The organism is Microbacterium testaceum, assembly GCF_006539145.1.
In the GTDB taxonomy this organism is placed as follows: domain Bacteria; phylum Actinomycetota; class Actinomycetes; order Actinomycetales; family Microbacteriaceae; genus Microbacterium; species Microbacterium testaceum.
The window spans coordinates 251441-267558 of record NZ_BJML01000001.1; the positions used below are offsets into that span (position 1 = coordinate 251441).

Here is a 16118-nt window from a genome sequence, read left to right on the forward strand (position 1 = left end):
AGGCCCCGGGGCCGTGGCATCCGTGCGTCCGTCCTCCTGCGCGAGTCGCCACGTTTTGTCGCTTGCGAGCCTCCCGAGGCGACCCATCTTGGCGCCTCACGCGTGTGATGCCCCCGGTCAGCCGTCCGCGTGGCGATCGAGGAACGAGAAGACCTCCGCGTCGTCGACGCCCGGGAACATCCCGCGGGGGAGCGGCGAGAACATGTACTGGTGCACGCGGGCGCTCGGCCAGGCCTTGCCCGACCAGCGCTCCGCGGCTTCGGTGTCGGGGCGGCGGCAGCACGACTCGTCGGGGCAGTGCGAGACGCCCCGCTTCGTGGTCTCGCGTCCGCGGAACCACCGAGCGTCGTCGAACGGCACGCCCACGGTGATCGAGAAGTCGCCGCTCGAGGTCGTTCCCGTCTGGCTCGAGCACCAGTAGGTTCCGGCGGGAGTGTCGGTGTACTGGTAGTGCTCGGTGGTGCGGTTGTGCTCGTCGAAGGCGGACCGCGCCGAGAACTTCTTGCACACGATCTGCCCTTCCACCGAGCCGGTGACGTCGGTGGGCAGGGGGAGGTCGTCGTTCTCGTAGACGCGCGAGATCGCACCGTCGCCGTCGACGCGCATGAAGTGCAGGCGGATGCCGAGGTGCACGGTCATCAGGTTCGTCATGCGCATCGCGGCTGCTTCGTGGGTCACCCCGAACGCGTCGCGGAAGTCCTCGACGGCGAGGTTGCGGTCCTTCTTCGCCTGCGTGAGGAAGGCGACCGAGCTCGTCTCGGGCATGAGGCAGCAGGCGGCGTAGTAATTGATCTCGAGGCGCTGCTGCAGGAAGTCGGCGTAGTCGGTGGGCGGGCGGTGTCCGAGCAGACGGTGCGCCATCGCTTGCAGAGCCATCGATCGCAGGCCGTGGCCGCCCGGGATTGACGCGGGAGGCAGGTAGATGCGCCCGTTCTCGAGATCGGTGACCGAGCGCGCCGAGTGCGGCAGGTCGCTGACGTAGATGAGTTCGAAGCCCAGCTGTTCCGCCATGATGCTCACCGTGCGGTGGGTGAGGGCGCCGGTCGAGTGCCCCGCGGCCTTGAGCTGCTTCTCGGCGAGACGTTCGATCTCGGGCAGGTGGTTCGACGTCTCCCGCATGCGCAGGCGCAGTTCGGTGTTGGCGCGGCGGGCTTCTTCGGGGCTGGCGATCGTCTCGCGCTCGCGCCGTTGCAATTCGCGGTGCAGGCCCAGCACGGCCTCGATCGTGTCGTCGCTCGTTCCCTTGGTCACTTTGACGGGAGGGATGCCGAGCTGCCGGAAGAACGGACTTGTCTGCGCCCGCTCCAGCTCGATCTCGAGGGCCGCCCGGCGGTTCGGGGGCTCCCGCGAGAGGAGCTCGGTGACCTCGGTCTCGGTGGCCCGCGCGATCTCCTGCAGGAGGGAGAGCTTCGGTTCGCGTTTGCCGTTCTCGATGAGGCTCAGCTGGCTGCCGGCGACGCCGACCATCGCACCGAGCTCGTCGAGGGTGTAGCCGCGCGCGAGTCGGTGGTGCCGGATGCGGTGCCCCAGGGTCGTGAGTTCGAACGACGATGCCATTCCTTGACCATATCGAAAGATCGTTGATTCTTACGGGCAAATTTCTCGGAAAGAAGTCGCTCGCGCGCCCAACATGGAGGAAGACCACCGATTTCGCTCTCAACCGAGGAGAACGACATGGCACTCGCCGACATCTTCAACTCCACCCCGCGCACCGCCGCGCCCGTCACCCGTGCGGGCCGCGTGGCTCGCGCCGGCCACGGGGAACGCCCCGCCGTCGAAGGCCCCGGCCTCGCCGCCCTCACCGCGTGGGTCGACCAGGTCGCCGCCCTCACCCAGCCCGACCGCATCCACTGGGTCGACGGCTCGGCCGCCGAGAACGACGCCCTGCTGCGCGAGATGGTCGACGAGGGCAAGCTCATCAAGCTCAACCCCGAGTGGCGTCCCGGTTCGTACCTCGCCCGCTCGCACCCCGGCGACGTCGCGCGCCTCGAGTCGCGCACGTACATCGCCTCGAACCGCGAAGAAGACGCTGGTCCCACGAACAACTGGATCGCCCCCGCCGAGATCCGCGAGACGCTGAACGGGGTCTTCGAGGGCTCGATGCGCGGCCGCACGATGTACGTCGTCCCCTTCTCCATGGGTGCCATCGGCGGACCCCTCAGCCACATCGGCGTGCAGATCACCGACAGTGCCTACGCGGTGGCATCCATCGGCGTCATGACCCGCGTCGGCACCGCGGTCACGCAGCAGATCGCGAACGGTGCACCCTGGGTCAAGACCGTGCACTCGGTCGGCGCGCCTCTCGCCCCCGGCCAGGCCGACGTCGCGTGGCCCTGCAACGATGAGAAGTACATCGTCCACTTCCCCGACACGCTCGAGGTGTGGTCGTTCGGCTCGGGCTACGGCGGCAACGCGATCCTCGCGAAGAAGTGCTTCGCGCTGCGCATCGCGTCGGTCATCGGCCGCGACGAGGGCTGGCTCGCCGAGCACATGCTGCTCATCCGCGTCATCGACCCCGAGGGCAAGGCGTACCACGTGGCCGCCGCGTTCCCCTCGGCCTGTGGCAAGACGAATCTCGCGATGCTGCGGCCGACGATCCCCGGCTGGCGTGTCGAGACCCTCGGCGACGACATCACGTGGATCCGCCCCGGCGAGGACGGGCGTCTGTGGGCCATCAACCCCGAGGCCGGGTTCTTCGGGGTCGCACCCGGCACCGGCGAGTCGACCAACGTCACCGCGATCGAGACGCTGTGGGGAAACACGATCTTCACCAACGTCGCGCTCCGCCCCGACGGCGACGTCTGGTGGGAGGGGCTGACCGACGAGGCGCCCCCGCACCTCATCGACTGGGAGGGCAAGCCCTGGACGCCCGCGTCGGGCCGCCCCGCCGCGCACCCCAACTCGCGCTTCACCGTCGGAGCTGCACAGTGCCCGCAGATCGCCGAGGACTGGGAGGCCCCCGAGGGTGTGCCGCTCGATGTGATCCTCTTCGGCGGTCGCCGCGCCACCAACGTGCCGCTCGTGGTGGAGGCCACCGACTGGTCGCACGGCGTGTTCATCGGCTCGACCGTCTCGAGCGAGAAGACGGCGGCGCAGGAGGGCACGGTCGGCGAGCTCCGCCGCGACCCGTTCGCGATGCTGCCGTTCTGCGGGTACAACATGGGCGACTACTTCGGTCACTGGCTGAAGGTCGGCCAGAAGCTCCGCTTCGACCGCGCGCCCCGGATCTTCCAGGTCAACTGGTTCCGCAAGGGCGACGACGGCCGCTTCCTCTGGCCCGGATTCGGCGACAACGCCCGCGTGATCGACTGGATCATCCGTCGCGTCGACGGCCAGGTCGACGCGGTCGACAGCCCCATCGGTCGTCTGCCCCGGATCGAGGATCTCGAGCTGTCGGGCCTCGACCTCCCCGCCGCCGACCTCGAGGAGCTGTTCTCGATCGACCGCAGCTCGTGGCTCGCCGAGGCCGACCTGACCGAGGAGTTCTACGACACCTTCGGCTCGCACCTGCCGGCCGCCCTGCGCGCAGAGCTCGCCGCGCTGCGCTACCGCCTGCAGCGCTCCTGAGACCGGCTCGCCCGCGCCCGTCTTGTGCGGACGGGTGAGCCCTCGAATCGACGCCCCTCCCGTTCTTGGCGCGCGGGAGGGGCGTCGATGCGCGTGCGCTCAGGATCCGGTCGGCGACTGCTCCTTCTCGCCCGGGCTGTTCGGCGTCCAGCCGTACCAGCCGGCGTCCGTCGCGATCACCGACCACGCCCCGCACGCGAACACCCGGCTCGTCGCGTAGACGTCGGGCGCGTCGTCGAGGTGCACGGTCGGGGCGGACTGTCGCTCCACCTCGACGCAGGTCTTCGGGTCGAGCGCGGAGCCGCTCCGCGTCATCGCGGTGGCGACCTCGCCGTCGCGCTTGGTCTTCAGGACGATCGCGGTCGCATCGGCGGGCAGCCAGGGCACGGTGGTGTCGGCCCGGGCGGCGAGGTCGGCCGCGTCGGTGTACTCCGCCGTGACCTCCTGCGAGAAAGCCTCCTGGATGCCGGTGCACCCGGCCAGCGAGAGGGAGAGGGCTCCACCCGCGGCGACGGCGAGGGCGAGCAGGAGCGGTGAGGTGCGGTGCGATGTCATGGGTCGATCGTGACCGGGCGGGGGGCTCGGGATCGTCGTCCCCGGGGATGATCCGGCATCCCTCGCGAGACGTATCCCCGCGGCAGCCGGCGCCGCGTCATCCTCCAGATGTACGACGGGGCGACGTGAGGTCGATGACGCGGGCCGGGGGTGATTCGTAGCGTCGGAGACATGCAGCAGCCTCCTTCCGACGCCGCGCCGATGGCCGCGCGGGTCCAGAACCTCACCAAGACCTTCGGGGCCGGCGAATCGCGCGTCCACGCGTTGGACGACGTCACCATCGGCCTCCGACGGGGCGAGTTCACGGCGATCATGGGCCCGTCCGGTTCGGGCAAGTCCACCCTCATGCACGTGATGGCGGGATTGGATGCCGCGACCTCGGGCCGCGTGTTCGTCGGCGACACCGAAATCACGGGTCTCAGCGACCTCGAGCTCACCGTGCTCCGTCGCTCGCGTGTCGGCTTCGTCTTCCAGTCGTTCAATCTCGTGCCGACGCTCGACGTGTTGGGCAACATCACGCTGCCGTTCGAGCTGGCCGGCCGATCGCCTTCGCCCGAGGCTCGACGCCGCATCGACGCGCTCGTCGAGTCGATGGGACTCGGTGACCGCCTGCGTCATCGCCCTCACGAGCTCTCCGGCGGTCAGCAGCAGCGCGTGGCCATCGCCCGGGCCTTGGCGACCCGGCCCGATCTGATCTTCGCCGACGAGCCGACCGGCAATCTCGACTCCCGCACCGGCCGCGAGGTGCTCGCGCTGCTGGGCGCGGCGAGCCGGGAGCACGGGCAATCGATCGCGATGGTGACGCACGATCCCGTCGCCGCCTCGCACGCCGACCGGGTGATCTTCCTCGGTGACGGCCGCGTCGTGGCCGACACCCCCCGCCAGAGCGCGGAGGCGATCTCGGCCTACATGCTCTCGTCCGAGGTCGGGGCGTGAGCGTCGTCGCCGAGCGGCCGGTCGGGGTGTCGCGCCCGCGCCGCCTGCCGCGCGCGGAACGCGGCCTGGGGGCATCGGTGCTCGTGGCCGCGATCTCGAGCGGCTTCGGTACGCTGCTCATCGCCGCGACGGGGTTCATCGGTGCGTGGCTGCTGGCCGCGCCGTACCTGGCGGGCCGCGAGAGCGTCGTCGCGGTCGTGGCGATCCTCAGCACGCTGCTGGTGGGCGTGGCGATGTTCGTCGCGGCGATCGTCACCACCAACACGTTCGCGACCATCGTCGCCGGGCGGACGCGGCAGATCGCTCTGATGCGCCTGATCGGGGCCTCGGCCCGATCGGAGCGGGCGCGCGTCGCTCGTCAGGGCCTCGTCGTGGGAGCCGTCGGTGCCGTCATCGGGCTGGGCGGCGGCACCGCGGCCGCGGCCGTGCTTCTGCCGGTGGCGCGTACGGTCTGGGGGATCGACGTAGGCTACGCGCTCGTCCAGCCGATGCTGGCCGCTCCCGCGGTGATCGTGACGCTCACGACGTGGGCCGCGGCCTGGGCGGGCTCGCGCCGGGTTCTCGAGGTGACCCCCCTGCAAGCGATCTCCGGGGCGACCGAACGCAATCGGAACGAGGCCGTCGGCGGTCGCGGTCGTCGCATCGCCGCGGGGATCCTCTTCGTCGGCGGCACCCTGGTGCTCGCGGCGGGAATCACCCTGGGCCTGCTGTCCCCCCTCGGCGTGGTGGTGGCGTTCGTGGGCGGCATCTTCTCCTTCACGGGACTGAGCCTCGGTGCGGCGGTGATCATGCCGCCTCTGCTGCGAGTGACCGGGCGGTTGTTCGGGCGATCCGCCGAGGCGCGCTTGGCGGCCGAGAACGCCCTGCGTTACCCGGAGCGCTCGAGCCGTATGGCGATCGGGGTCGTGATGGGCGTCACCCTGGTGACGATGTTCGCGGTCGCCTCGCAGTCGGCCCGCGAGGTGCTCATCACCTCGGGCGGCGGCGAACCCCCGGAGGAACTGCTGTCGCTCATGGACACCTTCGCCGCGATCATGATGTCGCTCGTGGCGGTGTCGGCGGTGATCGCCGCCGTCGGCCTGGTGAACCTGCTCACCCTCGGGGTGATCCAACGGCGCCGGGAACTCGGCCTGTTGCGCACCCTGGGGTTCGCCGCCCCGCAGATCCGCCGGATGGTCCTGCTCGAGGCGGCGCACCTCACCGTGACCTCGGTCGCGCTCGGTCTCGTGCTCGGCGTGGTCTACGGCTGGGCCGGGGCGCAGTCGCTGCTCGGCTCGATCGGCGTGCCGCCGCTGTTCTCGTCGCCCACGTTGATCCTGCCGAGCATCCCCTGGGTGACGGTTGCCATCGTCGCGCTGGCGACGGCGCTGCTCACCGCCGTCGCCGCCGTCACACCCACGCGCCTGGCCACCGCGGTGTCGCCGATCGACGCTCTCGCGGGCGACTGATCGGTGTGCCCCGGGTTCACGCGCCGTCGTTCAGACCAGCAGCTGATGCTTCGCGAGGTCGCGATACAGCGGAGTGGATGCCACCAGCTCGCTGTGCGTGCCCTGGCCCACCACCCGGCCGTTCTCGAGGACGACGATCAGGTCGCTGTCGACGACGGTCGACAGGCGGTGCGCGATGACCAGCAGCGTGCGGTCGGTCGCCACGGCGTCGATCGCCTCGCGCATGCGCTGCTCGTTGACGCCGTCGAGCGACGAGGTCGACTCGTCGAGCAGGAGCACCGGGGGAGCGGCCAGCAGGGCGCGCGCGATCGCGAGGCGCTGACGCTCACCGCCCGAGAGCATCACGCCGTCCTCGCCTACCGGTGCGTCGACGCCGAGGGCGTTGCGCTCGAGCACGTCGCCGAGGTTCACCGCGCGAAGGACCCGCTCGCAGTCCGCATCGGTGGCGTCGGGCGAGGCGAGGCGGAGGTTGTCGGCGATCGTACCGGCGAGCGTCGGGGCGTCCTGCTCGACGTAACCGAACCGGGCGCGCAGCTCCGTGCGTGCGAGATCACGGGCGTCGGTCCCGTCGATCAGGATCGCGCCGCTCGTCGGGTCGTAGAAGCGTTCGACGAGGGAGAGGATCGTGCTCTTGCCCGCGCCCGAGGGGCCGACGAGCGCCACTCGCGCTCCGCGCGGGACGGCGAACGACACCCCGCGCAGCACCTCGCGGTCGCTCTCCGGCTCCGCATCGCCGGCATCCAGGTGCACCTCGGCGAGCACCGAGCGCGCTTCCTGCGCGGCGGCCTCTCGCGCCTTCACGACGTGATCGGGGTAGCGGAAGCGCACGTCGCGGAACTCGACGGCCGCGGCATCCGTCATCGGAGAGGCCGCCGAGGGCCGGTCGTCGTCTTCTTCGAGGGGAAGGTCGAGCACCTCTTGGATGCGACCGAGCGCCCCGAGCGCCTGGTTCACCGAGGTGATGGCCCCGATCGCCGAGGCGAGCGGCTGCACGAGAAGGAACAGGAAGATCACGAACGTGACGAGCGATGCGACGTCGATGGCCCCGGATGCCACGCGGTACCCGCCGACGCCGAGCACGACCAACAGCGAGACCTGGAGGGCGACGAAGGCGATCGGCACGATCAGCGCCGAGACGCGGGCGATGCGCACTCCCGCCGCGTAGGCGGCGGTGGCGTTCTCGGTGACGGCGGCGATCTCGCGCTCGGTGGCGCCCGACGCGCGGATCGTGCGGATCGAGCCCACCGCCCGCTCGACGCCCGACGACAGCTCGCCGACCTTGGCCTGCTGGACGGCGGAGGCCGCGCGGATGCGTGTGCTCAGCAGCACGACCACCGCGAGCGAGGCGCCCACGACCACCACGATGAGCACGAGCAGCAGCGGGTCGATGAACGCCATCGCGATGACGGCACCGACGAGGATGAGCGCGTTGCCCACGGCATCCGCGAATCCCTGCGTGAGCACCGCATACAGCAGCGTCGTGTCGGTGCCCACGCGCGAGACCAGATCGCCCGTCCGGCGGGCGTCGAACTCGCTGATCGGCAGGCGCAGGATGCGCCCGATCAATCGGCGTCGGCTCGAGAACACGACCGCGGTGCCGGTGCGCTGCAGCAGGTAGTGCTGAAACCCCGAGATGACCGACGACAGCACCACGAACGCGACCAGCAGCCAGACCAGCGCCCCGAGGGGAACGGCCTCTTGCACGCGCGAGATGACCTGGCCCACGAGCAGCGGCTGCGCGAGGGTGGCGGCGGCGCCGAGGACGCTCAGCACCCCGACGACGACGAGCGTGCGCGTGTGTTCGAGAAGGAAGGGCAGCAGCTGACGGAACGACGCGCGCGGGCCCTCGGGCACACGGCGACCGCGCCGACCGCGCGCGGGAGCGGGAACGGACATGCTCACCTCGGGAAGAAAATGGGGTGCTTCGACCGTACCCCGCGCCATCGATCCCGTCGGTCGCGTTCCTCGCCGGTGAACAGAACACCGGATGCCACGAAGCTCAGGCCCCGCGGCATCCGGTGTGTCGAGAGCAGACGCGTTACGGCGCGGTCGCTCCCGCGGCGATGTTGTCGTCGTAGTCGACGTCCTTCGTCTCGGGCGAGAGCACGAGCGCGACGAGGGTCAGCACACCCATGGCCGAGAGGTACAGGCCCACCAACCACGGGTTGCCGTTTCCGGCCGCCCACAGCGCCACGGCCACGATCGGCGCGAGGGCCGCGCCGAGGATCGACGAGACGTTGTACGAGATGGCCGAGCCGGTGTATCGGGTGTTGGTCGGGAACAGTTCCGGCAGGACCGCGCCCATCGGGCCGAACGTCGCCCCCATGAGCAGGAAGCCGAACACGAGGAACGCCTGCACGAGGGCGCCGGTGAACTTCGCATCGGCGGCGGGCAGGAGGAACACCGAGAACAGCAGACCGAAGACGATGATGCCGATCGTCACGCCGATCAGCAGTCGCTTGCGGCCGATCGCGTCGGCGACCGGGCCGGAGAGCATCGTGAAGACGCCGAAGAACACCACACCGATGATCTGCATGATGACGAAGTCGGTGTAGCCGAAGCCGAGGCCGGGGACGTAGGTGGCGGCGTTGAACGCGGTGCCGGCCTTCTCGGCCGCGGCGGCCGCGCCCTCGGCGGTGGGCTTGGTGCCGTACGACAGGGTGAAGCTCGTCATGAGGTAGAAGAGCACGTAGGTGGCCAGCATGATGAAGGTGCCGAGGATCAGCTGCTTCCAGTTGCGGCGGATGACCTCGCCGAGCGGGAACTTGCGGATCGCGCCGCTCTTCTCGGCCTTCGCGAACGACTCGCTCTCGACGAGCTTGAGGCGCACGTAGAGACCGACGATGACCATCACGGCCGAGAACAGGAACGGCACGCGCCAGCCCCAGGTGAGGAACTCCACCGACCGCTGCGCCGTGCCGTCGGGGTGCGGCAGCGCGAAGTTGATGACGAGGAACACCGTGTTGGCGATGATGAAGCCGATCGGGGCACCCAGCTGGGGGAACGTGCCGAACAGGGCGCGCTTGCCCTTGGGGGCGTTCTCGGTCGCGACCAGGGCCGCGCCCGACCACTCGCCACCGAGCGCGAAGCCCTGCGCGAGACGCATGACCAGCAGCAGCACGGCCGCCCAGACACCGATCTCGTTGAAGGTGGGCAGGCAACCGATGAGGAAGGTGGCGACACCCATCGTGAGCAGAGAGGCCACGAGGGTCGCTTTGCGGCCGAAGCGGTCTCCGAAGTGGCCGAAGACGATCGCGCCGAGGGGGCGCGCGACCATGGCGGCGCCGAACACGCTGAACGACAGCAGCAGTGAGGTGGTCTCGTTGCCGGTCGGGAAGAAGAGGATCGGGAAGACGAGGACCGCGGCCGTGGCGTACGCGTAGAAGTCGTAGAACTCGATCGTGGTGCCGATGAGGCTGGCGGTGATGACGCGCGAACGGGGATTCGCGGGCGCTGCGGCCGATCGGGTGGAGGGAGAGGAGATGGTCATGACTGCCTGACGAGAAGGTCGATCAATCGCGTCCGGGATGGGGCGCAGCGGTGGCGCGCCGCGATCACGGGGGTGGGTGTGAGCGGGTGCGCGAAGGAGCACCGGGAACGTCCCCGAGTGAGGGGCGTCTAGACCCTCCAGTCTATGCGCGCGCTGAGCGGCCGCCGAACGGCGCCGGAGCTGTCGTCAGTGCCAGACGACCGCGAGCCCGGCGTTGAGCAGAGCCAGGATGCCGATGGGCCAGAAGATCGCGGGAGGAAGGGTGCCCGTGCGCTTCTGACGAGCCGAACCGATGCCCAGCAGCGCGCCGATGACGATCAGCACGACGAGCTTGACGCCGATCTTGGCGTAGTTGAGGTCGTGGTCGAGGCCCCACGGCGCAGAGAGGGCCAGGCCGGTGACCAGGGAGATGACGAGCGCGTAGCTCATCAACGGCGTCACGCGCGTGCGGCGGGCCACGGCCTCGACGACCCAGGCGCCGAAGAGGACGGCGAACCCGACGAGGTGGACGAGGACGACGACGCTGCGCAGGATCTCCATACCGGTCAGGGTAGGGATGCTGTGCCCTCGCCGCCAGGAAGGGGCGCCTCACCGTCGGGCGTCGCCGCGGGGGTGGGGCGGGGCGGAAAATGTGCAGCGGGGCGAACATCGTCCGCCCCGCTGCACATTTCGCGCCCCTCTGCCGCGTGTGAGCCCGGGCGCCGCGGACCGGGTTCAGCCGCGCAGGTCGCGCAGCACGAGGGCGGTGCGGATGGCGGCATCGGCCGCCTCTTCGCCCTTGTCTTCCTTCGAGCCCTCGAGGCCGGCCCGGTCGAGGCCCTGCTGCTCGTCGTCCAAGGTCAGCACGCCGAAGCCCACGGGCTTGCCCGCATCGAGGGCGACGCGCGTCAGGCCGTCGGTCGCCGCGGACGAGACGAACTCGAAGTGCGGCGTCCCGCCCCGGATGATCACGCCGAGGGCGACCACGGCATCCGCCCCGCCCTCGAAGGCCGCGCGAGCGGCCACGGGCAGCTCGAACGAACCGGGCACGCGCACGACGCGGTACGTCGCGCCGGTGGCGTCGAGCACGCGCTTCGCTCCGGCGATGAGGCCGTCGGTGATCACGTCGTGCCAGGTGCCGGCGATCACGACGACGTTCAGACCCGACGCGTCGACGCCGCCGGTCTCGGGTGCTCCACTGCCGGCCATCAGGCGCTCTCTTCCTTCATGTGCGCGAGGGCGTCGCGCAGGTCGTCCTCGGCGATGATGTGGCCCATGCGGTCGCGCTTCGTCTCGAGGTACTGGTGGTTGTTGGGTCCCACGCCCACGAGCAGGGGAACCTGTTCGACGACGTCGAGACCGAAGCCGCGCAGCTGCGCGACCTTGTCGGTGTTGTTGGTCAGCAGGCGCACCTTGTCGACCCCGAGGTCGGCCAGGATGCCGGCGGCCGCGGCATAGTCGCGCGCATCGGCGGGCAGGCCCAGGGCGAGGTTGGCGTCGACGGTGTCGAGGCCGCGCTCCTGCAGGTTGTACGCGCGCAGCTTGTTGATGAGGCCGATGCCGCGACCCTCGTGACCGCGCATGTAGATGACGATGCCGCCGTCGCGGTCGATCGTGTCGAGCGCCGCCTCGAGCTGGGGGCCGCACTCGCACTTGAGCGAGCCGAACGCCTCGCCGGTCAGGCACTCCGAGTGCACGCGCACGAGCGGTGCCTTCTCGGTGAGGTCGCCCGAGACCACCGCGAGGTGGTCGGTGCCGGTGATGCGGTCCTTGTAGGCGAGGAAGCGGAAGGTGCCGTGCGAGGTGGGGACGTTCGACTCGGCGCGCAGGCTCACGCGGCGGCGCGCGGGGGCGGTCGCCGGCAGCGGATCGGTGTCGTTCAGGTAACCGATGAGCTGCTCGATCGTGATGACCGGGATGCCGTCGCGCTCGCCGAGCTCGAAGAGCCCGGGCAGCCGCATCATGCTGCCGTCTTCCGCGACGACCTCGGCGATCGCGCCGACCGGCTCGAGACCCGCGAGACGCATGAGGTCGACCGCGGCCTCGGTGTGACCGGCGCGTTCGCGGACGCCGCCGTCGACGGCGCGCAGCGGCAGGACGTGACCCGGGCGGATGACGCTGGTGGGGGTCGCCTCGGGGTCGGCCAGCACGTTCAACGTGCGCGCGCGGTCGGCAGCGCTGATACCGGTGGTCACACCGGTCGCGGCGTCGACGCTCACCGTGTACGCGGTGCCGCGGGCGTCCTGGTTGACCTCGACCATCGGCGGCAGATCGAGGCGGTCGGCCCATTCGGCGGGCATCGGCGCGCACACGTAGCCGCTCGACCACCGGACGGTCCAGGCGAGGGCCTCGGGGGTCGCCAGCTGCGCCGAGAGGATGACGTCCCCCTCGTTCTCGCGGTTCTCGTCGTCGGCGACCAGGATCGGGCGACCCTGACGAAGGGCCTCCAGGGCCTCGGGGATGGTGGACAGGCTCATGCGGAGCCCCTCTCGGTCGATGCGGCGGCGGCCGCGGGATTCTGTGTCGTACGGAAGGCGAGCATGCGCTGCACGTGGCGCGCGAGGATGTCGGTCTCGAGGTTGACGGGGGTGCCGGCCTCGGCGCGGCCGAGCGTGGTCGCCTCGAGGGTCTCGGGGATGAGCGACACCTCGAGCCAGGGCTCGGCCTCGTCGGCCTCGCTGACGGCGCTCACGGTGAGCGAGACACCGTCGATCGCGATGGATCCCTTGTCGACCACGAGGGGCGCGAGGTGAGCCGGGATGCCGACCCGCACGACGCTCCACTGGGCTCCGGGCCGCACCTCGCGGACGACGCCGGTGCCGTCGATGTGCCCCTGCACGATGTGACCGCCCAGGCGACCGTGGGCGGCCGTGGCTCGCTCGAGATTGACCGGGCGTCCGGGGGCGACTCCGGCGAGAGTCGACATGTCGAGGGTCTGCTTCATGACGTCGGCGGTGAACCAGTCCTCGCCCTGATCGACGACCGTGAGGCACACGCCGCTGACCGAGATCGAGTCGCCGTGGCCGGCATCCGACACCGACAGGGGGGCGCGCAACGTCAGCCGCACGCCGTCGCCCGAGGGCTCGACGGCGGTGACGGCACCGATCTCTTCGACGATTCCGGTGAACATCAGGCCACTCCTTCGTTCTCGCCCGCGGTCGCGGGCACAGTCTCGGGGCTTCGGGGCCCGGGCACGGCCGGGCGGGCGACGATCAGGAGGTCGTCGCCGAGGGAGGTGACGGATGCCACCGACAGGCGCTTCGCGGCATCGATGCTCGGCACGCCCACGTCGCCGAGCGCGAGGCGCGAACCCCCGAGCAGCACGGGCGCGATGTAGACGAGCAGTTCGTCGGCGAGACCCTCGCGCATGAATGCGCTCGCGAGGGTCGGGCCGCCCTCGACGAAGACGCGCTGCACGCCCTGCTCGGCGAGGTCTTCGAGCACCGCGTGCAGGTCGTGCGTCGAGTAGAACAGGGGGTCGCGCGGGTGACGGCGCACGGCGGCATCCGAAGCGGTCTCGCTCTCTCCGACGATGACGGGCATCGGCTGGTCTTCGAGGAGCGACCCGTCGTCCGCCCTCGCGGTCAGCGCGGGGTCGTCGGAGCGTACGGTGCCAGTACCCGCGACGATCGCATCGGCCTGTGCGCGCCGCGCGTGCACGTCTCGGCGGGCGTCGGGTCCGGTGATCCACTGGCTCGTTCCGTCGGCAGCGGCGGCGCGACCGTCGAGGCTTTGCGCCCACTTCACCGTGACGTGTGGGCGGCCCGTGCGCTGCAGGTGGGTCCAGTCCCGCACGAGCTGTTCGGCGGCATCCGCCTCGGGGCCCGATTCGACGTCGACCCCGGCGGCGCGCAACCTGTCGGCACCGCCCGACGCCGCATCGGTCGGGTCGTCCAGGGCGTACACGACCCGAGCGATACCGGCTTCGATGAGCGCGAGAGCACACGGCCCGGTGCGACCGGTGTGATTGCAGGGCTCGAGGGTCACGACGGCGGTGGCGCCGCGCGCGGCATCCGGAGACAGCTGCGACAGGGCGTCGACCTCGGCGTGCGCGGTCCCGGCGCCCCGGTGGTAGCCCTCGGCGAGGATGTCACCGGCGGGGGAGAGGATGACGGCACCCACCTGGGGGTTCAGCCCGCGCGGGCCGCGCCGGGCGAGCTCCAGCGCTCGCCGCATGGCGTCGATCTCGACGGCGGATGCCATTTCCTTGTCCTTCCCGCGGAATCGGGGCAGGGCCAGCGGGAAGGCGCGTCGCGCCATCCGTGCTGCCTCCTATCCGGACTAGCGACGGATACCCGTCGCATCACCGTCGGTCCCGGAATTCCACCGGATCGGCCCCACCGCCGGAGCGGAGGGGTTCGCGGACTATCACCGCCGGTTCGGATTCTCACCGACCCCGGAGCACGTTGTTGCACTTCTGATCCTACTCAACGTGCCTTCGGCGGTTTCATTCCCGGTCATACGGCGACGTTTCGAAAGCAGCCGGCGGTCGACGCCCCGACCTACTTGAGCAACCGAGACAGGCGCCGGTCGGCCAGGAGCTTGCCGCCGGTCTGACACGTGGGGCAGTACTCGAGCGAGTTGTCGGCGAAGAACACGCTGCGCACCTCGTCGCCGCACACGGGGCAGGCCTCGCCGCGGCGTCCGTGCACGCGCATGCCGCGACGCTTCGCATCTTTCAACTCGGCGGGCGGCTTGCCGCGGGCCGCGGTGATCGCCTCGGCGAGAGTGGTCGTCATCGCCTCGAACAGGCGATCGACCTCGTCGTCGGTGAGGTTCGCTGCCAACGCGTACGGCGACATCTTGGCGGCGTGCAGGATCTCGTCGGAATAGGCGTTGCCGACTCCCGCGATGATCGACTGATCGCGCAGCACGCCCTTGATCTGCGTACGGCGCCCGTGGAGGAGAGCGCCGAACTCGGCGCGACCGAAATCGTCGTCGAGCGGATCGGGGCCGAGCCGGGCGATGCCGGGTACCTCCGCCGGGTCGGTCACCGCGTAGACGGCCAGCGACTTCTTCGTTCCTGCCTCGGTGAGGTCGAAGCCCGATCCGTCGTCGAAGCCCACGCGCAGCGCGATCGGAGTCTTGCCGGGTTTGATGAGGGTCGTCGGCAGTGCGTCGTACCACCGCAGCCAGCCCGCCTTGGCGAGATGGAAGACGAGGTGGATGCCGCCGTCGGTCGCCACGTCGACGAACTTGCCGTGCCGCTCGACGGCCGTCACCGGGGCGCCGACCAGATCGGTCAGGGGCGGGTCGTACGTCTTGAGGGCGTTGATGGCCGACACGGTGGCTTTGTCGACGCGAAGCCCCGCGAGTCGCCCCCGCAGGAACTTGACGAGCCCTTCGACCTCTGGCATCTCCGGCATGGGCCCATGGTGCCACCGACCCCCGACATCCGGTCGGGCCTTGCGGCCGGCCTAGATCACGGGCCAGGGCTGCCGGTCGCGCCGGTCGGTACGCAGCAGACCGGCCACCCACAGGTCCGACCGGCCGAGCGAATTGACGTGCGCCTGCCGCAGCAGGCCCTCGTAGCGGAAGCCGAGCGAGCGCGCGACGCGCGCCGACCCGAGGTTGCCGACGACGGCGCGCCACTCGATGCGGGCCAGTTCCGGACGCTCGGGGGAGAAGGCCCAGTCGACCACGGCTCGAGCCGCTTCGCTCGCGATGCCGCGCCCCCGCACGGTCGACGACACCCAATACCCGATCTCCGGGGCGCCGCTCGGCAGCTTGGCCAGGCCCACCATCCCGACGAGGCGTTGCTCGAGCCGGATCGCCCACGTCGCCTCCGACCCCTCGGCCCACCAGCCGTGCGCGAGCTCGACGAATGCTTCCGCATCGGCGAGCAGATACGGTGACGGCACCGTCGTGAACCGCTGGATCGCGGCATCCTGGCACTCTTCGTGGATGACGGCGACGTCGCTCACGCGCGGCGCCGACAGCTCGAGGCGGGCGGTGCGAAGGATCTCCGGTTCCATGCGGCCACGCTACCGGCGGCGGCGGACGGGTCTCGCCCCACCTCGGTGTCGGAGAAACGCGTCGGAATCGGATGCCATGAGCCCCGGCATCCGATTGCGGTGCGGTTATCCGATTCCGATGCGCCCGCCCCGGCGGCGCAGACGACGACGCCCGCACGAGCCGAGAGG

Annotated in this window: 14 protein-coding genes and 1 riboswitch; of the genes, 3 read left to right on the forward strand and 11 right to left on the reverse strand. The window is 70.6% G+C overall.

Features of this window, described 5'->3' with window-relative positions; translation table 11 throughout:
- Positions 1-117: 117 nt before the first annotated feature.
- Positions 118-1557: an XRE family transcriptional regulator gene (locus MTE01_RS01315; RefSeq protein ID WP_141375288.1), complete on the reverse strand. Its 1440-nt coding sequence runs from the start codon at positions 1555-1557 to the stop codon at positions 118-120.
- A 117-nt stretch (positions 1558-1674) separates the two neighbouring features.
- Between MTE01_RS01315 and MTE01_RS01320 the strand changes: the two genes are divergently transcribed.
- Positions 1675-3567, forward strand: coding sequence for a phosphoenolpyruvate carboxykinase (GTP) (locus MTE01_RS01320; protein ID WP_141375290.1), 1893 nt, complete (start codon positions 1675-1677; stop codon positions 3565-3567).
- A 99-nt stretch (positions 3568-3666) separates the two neighbouring features.
- On the opposite strand, the gene MTE01_RS01325 is transcribed toward MTE01_RS01320, so the two are convergent.
- The gene (locus MTE01_RS01325) at positions 3667-4122 is read right to left on the reverse strand and encodes a hypothetical protein (RefSeq protein ID WP_141375303.1); all 456 of its coding nucleotides are present in this window, start codon (positions 4120-4122) and stop codon (positions 3667-3669) included.
- Positions 4123-4293: 171 nt separating this feature from the next.
- Here MTE01_RS01325 and MTE01_RS01330 point away from each other — a divergent pair, with 171 nt between their 5' ends.
- Both MTE01_RS01330 and MTE01_RS01335 read left to right on the forward strand, forming a co-directional pair.
- A complete protein-coding gene (locus tag MTE01_RS01330) occupies positions 4294-5058 on the forward strand; it encodes an ABC transporter ATP-binding protein (protein WP_170210580.1) in 765 nt (254 codons plus the stop codon).
- On the forward strand, positions 5055-6506 hold the full coding sequence (locus MTE01_RS01335; protein WP_246077936.1) for an FtsX-like permease family protein: 1452 nt from the start codon (positions 5055-5057) through the stop codon (positions 6504-6506). Before MTE01_RS01330 ends, MTE01_RS01335 begins: the two co-directional genes overlap by 4 nt.
- Positions 6507-6536: 30 nt before the next feature.
- Here MTE01_RS01335 and MTE01_RS01340 read toward each other — a convergent pair whose 3' ends face one another.
- The 9 genes from MTE01_RS01340 to MTE01_RS01380 form a co-directional block, all read right to left on the reverse strand.
- Positions 6537-8402: an ABC transporter ATP-binding protein gene (locus MTE01_RS01340; protein WP_141375305.1), complete on the reverse strand. Its 1866-nt coding sequence runs from the start codon at positions 8400-8402 to the stop codon at positions 6537-6539.
- A gap of 142 nt (positions 8403-8544) precedes the next feature.
- Positions 8545-9996: an MFS transporter gene (locus tag MTE01_RS01345; RefSeq protein WP_116238551.1), complete on the reverse strand. Its 1452-nt coding sequence runs from the start codon at positions 9994-9996 to the stop codon at positions 8545-8547.
- Positions 9997-10182: 186 nt separating this feature from the next.
- A complete protein-coding gene (locus tag MTE01_RS01350; protein WP_103206568.1) occupies positions 10183-10536 on the reverse strand; it encodes a Fe-S protein in 354 nt (117 codons plus the stop codon).
- A gap of 174 nt (positions 10537-10710) precedes the next feature.
- Positions 10711-11184, reverse strand: a complete 474-nt coding sequence (ribH, locus tag MTE01_RS01355) for a 6,7-dimethyl-8-ribityllumazine synthase (RefSeq protein WP_103206567.1) — start codon at positions 11182-11184, stop codon at positions 10711-10713.
- Positions 11184-12452, reverse strand: coding sequence for a GTP cyclohydrolase II (ribA, locus tag MTE01_RS01360; protein WP_103206566.1), 1269 nt, complete (start codon positions 12450-12452; stop codon positions 11184-11186). Before ribA ends, ribH begins: the two co-directional genes overlap by 1 nt.
- Positions 12449-13105, reverse strand: coding sequence for a riboflavin synthase (locus MTE01_RS01365; RefSeq protein WP_103206565.1), 657 nt, complete (start codon positions 13103-13105; stop codon positions 12449-12451). Before MTE01_RS01365 ends, ribA begins: the two co-directional genes overlap by 4 nt.
- On the reverse strand, positions 13105-14178 hold the full coding sequence (gene ribD / locus MTE01_RS01370) for a bifunctional diaminohydroxyphosphoribosylaminopyrimidine deaminase/5-amino-6-(5-phosphoribosylamino)uracil reductase RibD (RefSeq protein WP_141375307.1): 1074 nt from the start codon (positions 14176-14178) through the stop codon (positions 13105-13107). Before ribD ends, MTE01_RS01365 begins: the two co-directional genes overlap by 1 nt.
- 56 nt (positions 14179-14234) lie before the next feature.
- Positions 14235-14383: riboswitch (FMN riboswitch) on the reverse strand.
- Between the two features lie 94 nt (positions 14384-14477).
- Positions 14478-15341 carry an Fpg/Nei family DNA glycosylase gene (locus MTE01_RS01375; protein ID WP_141375309.1) on the reverse strand — a complete coding sequence of 288 codons (864 nt, stop codon included), beginning with the start codon at positions 15339-15341 and terminating at the stop codon, positions 14478-14480.
- Positions 15342-15392: 51 nt separating this feature from the next.
- Positions 15393-15950 carry a GNAT family N-acetyltransferase gene (locus tag MTE01_RS01380; RefSeq protein ID WP_103206562.1) on the reverse strand — a complete coding sequence of 186 codons (558 nt, stop codon included), beginning with the start codon at positions 15948-15950 and terminating at the stop codon, positions 15393-15395.
- Positions 15951-16118 lie beyond the last annotated feature (168 nt).